This is a genomic window from Gemmatimonadales bacterium (assembly GCA_035502185.1).
Classification (GTDB): Bacteria; Gemmatimonadota; Gemmatimonadetes; order Gemmatimonadales; family JACORV01; genus Fen-1245.
The window spans coordinates 1-4,867 of record DATJUT010000066.1; the positions used below are offsets into that span (position 1 = coordinate 1).

The window sequence follows — 4,867 nt, forward strand, 5'->3', positions numbered from 1 at the left end:
CCAGGTCCAGGATCTCGATCAGTTCGTCCGCCCGGCGCCGCGCCGCCTCGGCGCTCATCCCGTACAAGCGGCCTTGCAGCAGCAGGTTCTCCGTACCGGTGGCCGAGGTGTCGGCACCGCCGAGCTGGCCGACATAGCCGATCCGCCGGCGCACCTCGGCGGGCCGATTGCGGACGCTCGCTCCTGCCACGAACGCCTCGCCGCCGTCGGCGGGCAGCAGCGTGGTCAGAATCCGGAGCGTGGTCGTCTTCCCGGCGCCGTTCGGGCCGAGGAAGCCGAAGATCTCCCCGGGCTCGACCGTGAAGCTGACCCGGTCCACGGCGGTGAAGTCGCCGAATCTCTTCGTGAGCTCGTGAACTTCGACGGCGCATGGAGTCGTCAAGTCAGCTGGTCCCCGCTCGCGTTGCTGCCGTTGGTGGGTTGGGGGTCGTCGGTCGTGGGTCCCACTCCACCGGCACCCACCGCCTACGACCCACCACCTGCCCGCTCGCCCACCCGATCGATGAAGACATCTTCCAGGCTCGGCTCGGCCTCGGACGTGCCGAGCACCCCGATGCCCGCCGCCTGCAGCGCCCGCACGGCTGCGGGCCAGTCCGCGGACCTCGACCCCAGCGTCACGTGAATCGCGTCCCCGAAGACCGCGGCCCGGCGGACCGCCGCCACGCCGGACAGCACGTGCGCCGCCGCGCGGCGGTCGGTGACGTGGACGCTCAGCATCTCGCCCGCGTAGCTCCGCTGCAGCGCCTGCGGCGTGTCCAGCGCCACCACGCGCCCGCGGTGGAGCAGCGCGACCTGGTCGCACCGCTCCGCCTCGTCCATGTAGGCCGTGGTGACGAACACCGTCACGCCCTCGGCCACCATCTCGTGCAGGATGAGCCACAGGTCGCGCCGGCTGATCGGGTCCACCCCGAAGGTCGGCTCGTCGAGCAGCAGGATCTCCGGGTGGTGCACCAGCGCGCAGCACAGCGACAGCTTCTGCTTCATCCCGCCCGACAGCTGGCCCGCGAGCCGGTGCTCGAAGGGGCCGAGGCTCGAGAAGCGGTACAGCCGCTCGAGCCGCGGCGGCCGGTCGGCCGCCGGCACCTGGTAGAGGTCGGCGTAGAACTCGATGTTCTCGCGCACCGTGAGGTCGTGGTAGAGGCCGAAGCGCTGCGCCATGTAGGCGATGTGCTCCTTCACGCCCTCGGGGTCCCTGGCCACGCTGACCCCGCCCACCAGCGCGTCGCCCGAGGTCGGCGGCAGCACGCCGGCCAGCATCCGGAGCGTGGTCGTCTTCCCGGCACCGTCCGGCCCCACCAGGCCGAACAGCGCGCCGCGCGGCACCTCGAGCGTGAGCCCGTCCACGGCCACGAGGTCCCGGAACCTCCGCGTGAGTCCGCGGACCGATATCGCGGACGGCGCGGAGCCGGAGGGCAGGGCAGTGGGGAGAGGGGCTGAGGGGCTGGTCTGCATTCCGGTCACTCGCCTCTGGTAACCACTGTCAACTTGCCGTCTGGCAGCTTCACCGCCCTCTCCCCACTCCCAACTGCACATCCGCCGGAATGCCGGGCTTCAGGTCGTAGCTCGAATCGGACGTGACGCGCACCTTGACGGCGTACACCAGCTTCACCCGCTCGTCGGTGGTCTGCACGTTCTTGGGCGTGAACTCCGCCTCGCTGGCGATGAAGCTCACGGCGCCGCGGTAGACCTTGCCCTTGTAGGTGTCGGCGGTAATCGTGGCGCCCTCGCCGAGGTGCACCGCGCCCACGCGGGTCTCGGGGATGTAGATGCGCACCCACCGGTCGTCGAGGTTCGTCACCGTGAGGACGGGCGCGCCGGCCGACACCGTCTCCCCGATCTCGCGGTCCTTCACGGTCACCACGCCCGCGAACGGGGCGCGGATCAGCGCGTTGGCCAGCATCGCGTCGATCTGCGCCACCGTGGCGCGGGCCTGGGCCACCGCCGCGCGCTGGGCCTCGATCCGCTCGGGGCGGGGCCCCACCTCGAGGAGCTGCAGCGCCTGCGCGGCCTGGTCGCGGTTGCTCTTGGCGACATCGAAGGCGAGCTGGTCCTTGTCGAGCGCCTCGCGGCTCACCGCGCCGCCGTCGAACAGGCGCCGGGTCCGGTCGAGGTCGCGCTGCGCGTCGGCGAGCCTCTGCTCGGCGGAGGCCAGTGCGTCGCGGCCCTGCTGGACCTCCTCGGTCCGGGACCCGCGCTGCAGCTCCGTGAGCAGCGCCTGCGCGGCCGCCAGCTGCGCCGCGGCCTGGGCCCGCCGCGCGTCCAGCTCGGTCCGGTCGAGGCGCGCCAGCAGCTGGCCCGCCTTCACCCGGTCGCCCTCGTCCACGAGGATCGTGTCGATGCGCCCGGCGGCCTGGAAGCCGAGTTGCGCATCGGTCGCCTCGACGGTGCCGGAGGCGTCGAGCGCGCCGGCGTCGGCACGCGGGCGTAGGAGGAAGTAGAGCACGACCGCCACGACCACCACGGCGACGATCGGCAGAATGCGCTTGCGGTTCATTGTCTCTCCCTAGCCCCAGGTCCCTGACCCCTGAACCCTCCCCAACCCCCAACCCCCAACCCCCGCCTTACTGCCCCACCGCCCTCGCCAGCCACTCCACCCCCAGCTCCCCCGTCACCCGCGCCAGCTCCACCCGAGCCGCGATCTCCGCGTTCCGCGCCTGCACCAGCCCGGCGCGGTTGGAGAGCAGCGCGGCCTCCGCGTCGAGGTAGTCCGTCTCGGTGCCCGAGCCGACCTGCACGCTGAGCAGGCGGATCCGCTCGACCTCCGCCGACTGGGCGACTGCCGTCGCCAGCGCCTCGACCGTCGCGCGCGCCGCGGTCACGGCCGCCAGCGCGGCGTCCACGCTCTGCTCGGTGGCCTGCTCGGCCACGCGGAGCTGCGCGGCGGCGGCCCGTGCGCCCGCTTCGTTCTGGCGAACGCCGTTCACGCCCGCGAACCCGGTGAAGATCGGGTAGGAAAGCTGCAGCTGCGCGCTCCAGTACGGCCGGTAACCCGTGAACACGTGGCCGTTCTCGAGGTAGGCGGCGTTGAGCTGCAGCGTGGGGAAGTAGGCCGCCCGGGCCGCGCCCACGCCGGCCGCCGCCGCTTCCGCCGCCCGCCGCGCCTGGGCGACGTCCGGGCTGCCGGCCTCCGCGCGCGCCACCAGGCTCGCGCGGTCGGCGAGGCTGGTGTCCGCCAGGCGCACGGCGGCGAGCCGGGTGCGCAGTGAGTCCACCGGCAACGCCACGAGCTGGGCGAGGTCGCGCTCCGCGACGTCGAGCTGGGCGCGGGACCCCACCTCGTCCGCGCGCGCCCGCGAGACCTGCGCGGCGAGGCGCAGGACCTCGACGTGCGCCGCCTTCCCCTGGGTCTCGAGCTGCCCGACGCGGCTCGCCTCCGCCTGGAGCGCGGCCAGCTCCTGCTCCTGGGCGTGGAGGATGTCGCGGGTGGTGAGCACCGAGAGGTACGCGCCGGCCACCCGGGCCACGAGCGCCGAGGACGTCGCGTCGAGCGCGGCCTCCGCCCGGCGCTCCTGCGCCTGCGCCAGGCGCACCTGCGAGCTGCGGCCCCCGAAGTCGAACAGCGTGTAGCCGAGGGACACCGCGCCCTGGCTCAGCGTGGAGTTGAACAGCGGAAGGTGCGCCGGATCGATGCCCGACAGCGGGTAGACCAGGTTGCCGATCTTGTATTGGCTGGTGGTGAGCGAAGCCGCGAGGCGCGGAAACAGCGGCGCCTGCGCGGTGCCCACCGAGGCGACGGCCGCGTCGCGGTTGGCGCGCGCGGCGGCGACGCTGGGATGCGAGTCGAGCGCCCGCCGCACGGCGGCGGCGAGCGTCAGCCGGCCCGTGTCCTGGGCCGCGAGCTGAACGGTCAGCAGCAGGGGAAGGATCATGACTGGCGGTCCTGCCTTGGGGTGTCGAGTCCGGCCGCCGCCGCCGCGGGCCCGGCGAACGCCGCCCTCAGGTTGCCGATCACGTGCTCGGCGATGAGCGAGCGCATGGCCGGATCGCCGGGATCGGTGCCGATGGCTTCCCGGATCGCCCGGCGCGCCAGGGCCAGGAACAGGGGCTGGCCCGCGATGCTCATCGCGAACAGGTGCGGCTCGCCCGGCCGGATCGTCCCGTCCGCCTGGCCCTCGGTGATGATGCGGGTGAACGACTCGAGGTTGCGCCGGATCACCAGCGCCACCGGCGGCGGCAACGGCCGGTCGCTCGCCAGCTCGCGCAGAATCAGGCGCGGCATCTCCGGGTGGCTCCAGATGTGCTCCAGGAAGGCGCGCGCCGCCGCCGCCAGGCGCTCGAGCGGCGGCCCCGGCTCCCGCGAGATCGCCGCGAGGCGGTCCGCCAGCGGCGTCGCGAAGCGCTGGATCACCGCGTGGTACAGCGCTTCCTTGGAGCCGAAGTGGTAGGTGATCGCGCCGAGGTTGGCGTGCGCCCGCGCGGTGATGTCGCGGACGCCGGCCGCGTCGAATCCGTCCCGCGCGAACAGCTGCCGGGCCGCCTCGAGCAGCCGCTCCCGGATCTCCAGGTGTTGTTTCATACGTATGTATCGTACAATACAAACGTATGAATGCGCAAGGGCGGAATCCCGAGCGGGCATCTGGCAATTCGCGCCGACCCGACTAGGTTAGCTGTCGCTTCTGCAGGCATCGCCCGGCACGGCCAGGGCCGAGCCAGCCGCACCGGTTGGCGGCGCGCGTGCCGGCACGTCCCCTCTCTCGGAGGTTCGCGTGTACGGTCGAATGAGCACGGTGGCCGCGCTGGCGCTGGCGCTCGCCGCGTGCGCCAAGCAGGAGCCGGCCAAGGCGCCGGCGGCGCCGGCCGGGCCGGCGAAGGGAACGCCGGAGTGGAAGATCCAGAACGCGATGAGCGCGGCGCCGACCGCGGTCGC

The 4,867-nt window shown here is 73.2% G+C and carries 5 protein-coding genes; all 5 read right to left on the reverse strand.

Going from position 1 to position 4,867, the window contains the following annotated elements:
• The coding region (locus tag VMF70_08890) for an ATP-binding cassette domain-containing protein (GenBank protein HTT68131.1) at positions 1-382 on the reverse strand (382 nt) is incomplete at its 3' end.
• A gap of 83 nt (positions 383-465) precedes the next feature.
• A complete protein-coding gene (locus VMF70_08895; protein HTT68132.1) occupies positions 466-1,350 on the reverse strand; it encodes an ABC transporter ATP-binding protein in 885 nt (294 codons plus the stop codon).
• 151 nt (positions 1,351-1,501) lie between these two features.
• The gene (locus tag VMF70_08900) at positions 1,502-2,494 is read right to left on the reverse strand and encodes an efflux RND transporter periplasmic adaptor subunit (protein ID HTT68133.1); all 993 of its coding nucleotides are present in this window, start codon (positions 2,492-2,494) and stop codon (positions 1,502-1,504) included.
• A 67-nt stretch (positions 2,495-2,561) separates the two neighbouring features.
• Positions 2,562-3,869: a TolC family protein gene (locus tag VMF70_08905; GenBank protein HTT68134.1), complete on the reverse strand. Its 1,308-nt coding sequence runs from the start codon at positions 3,867-3,869 to the stop codon at positions 2,562-2,564.
• Positions 3,866-4,516, reverse strand: a complete 651-nt coding sequence (locus tag VMF70_08910; GenBank protein HTT68135.1) for a TetR/AcrR family transcriptional regulator — start codon at positions 4,514-4,516, stop codon at positions 3,866-3,868. Before VMF70_08910 ends, VMF70_08905 begins: the two co-directional genes overlap by 4 nt.
• Positions 4,517-4,867: the final 351 nt, after the last annotated feature.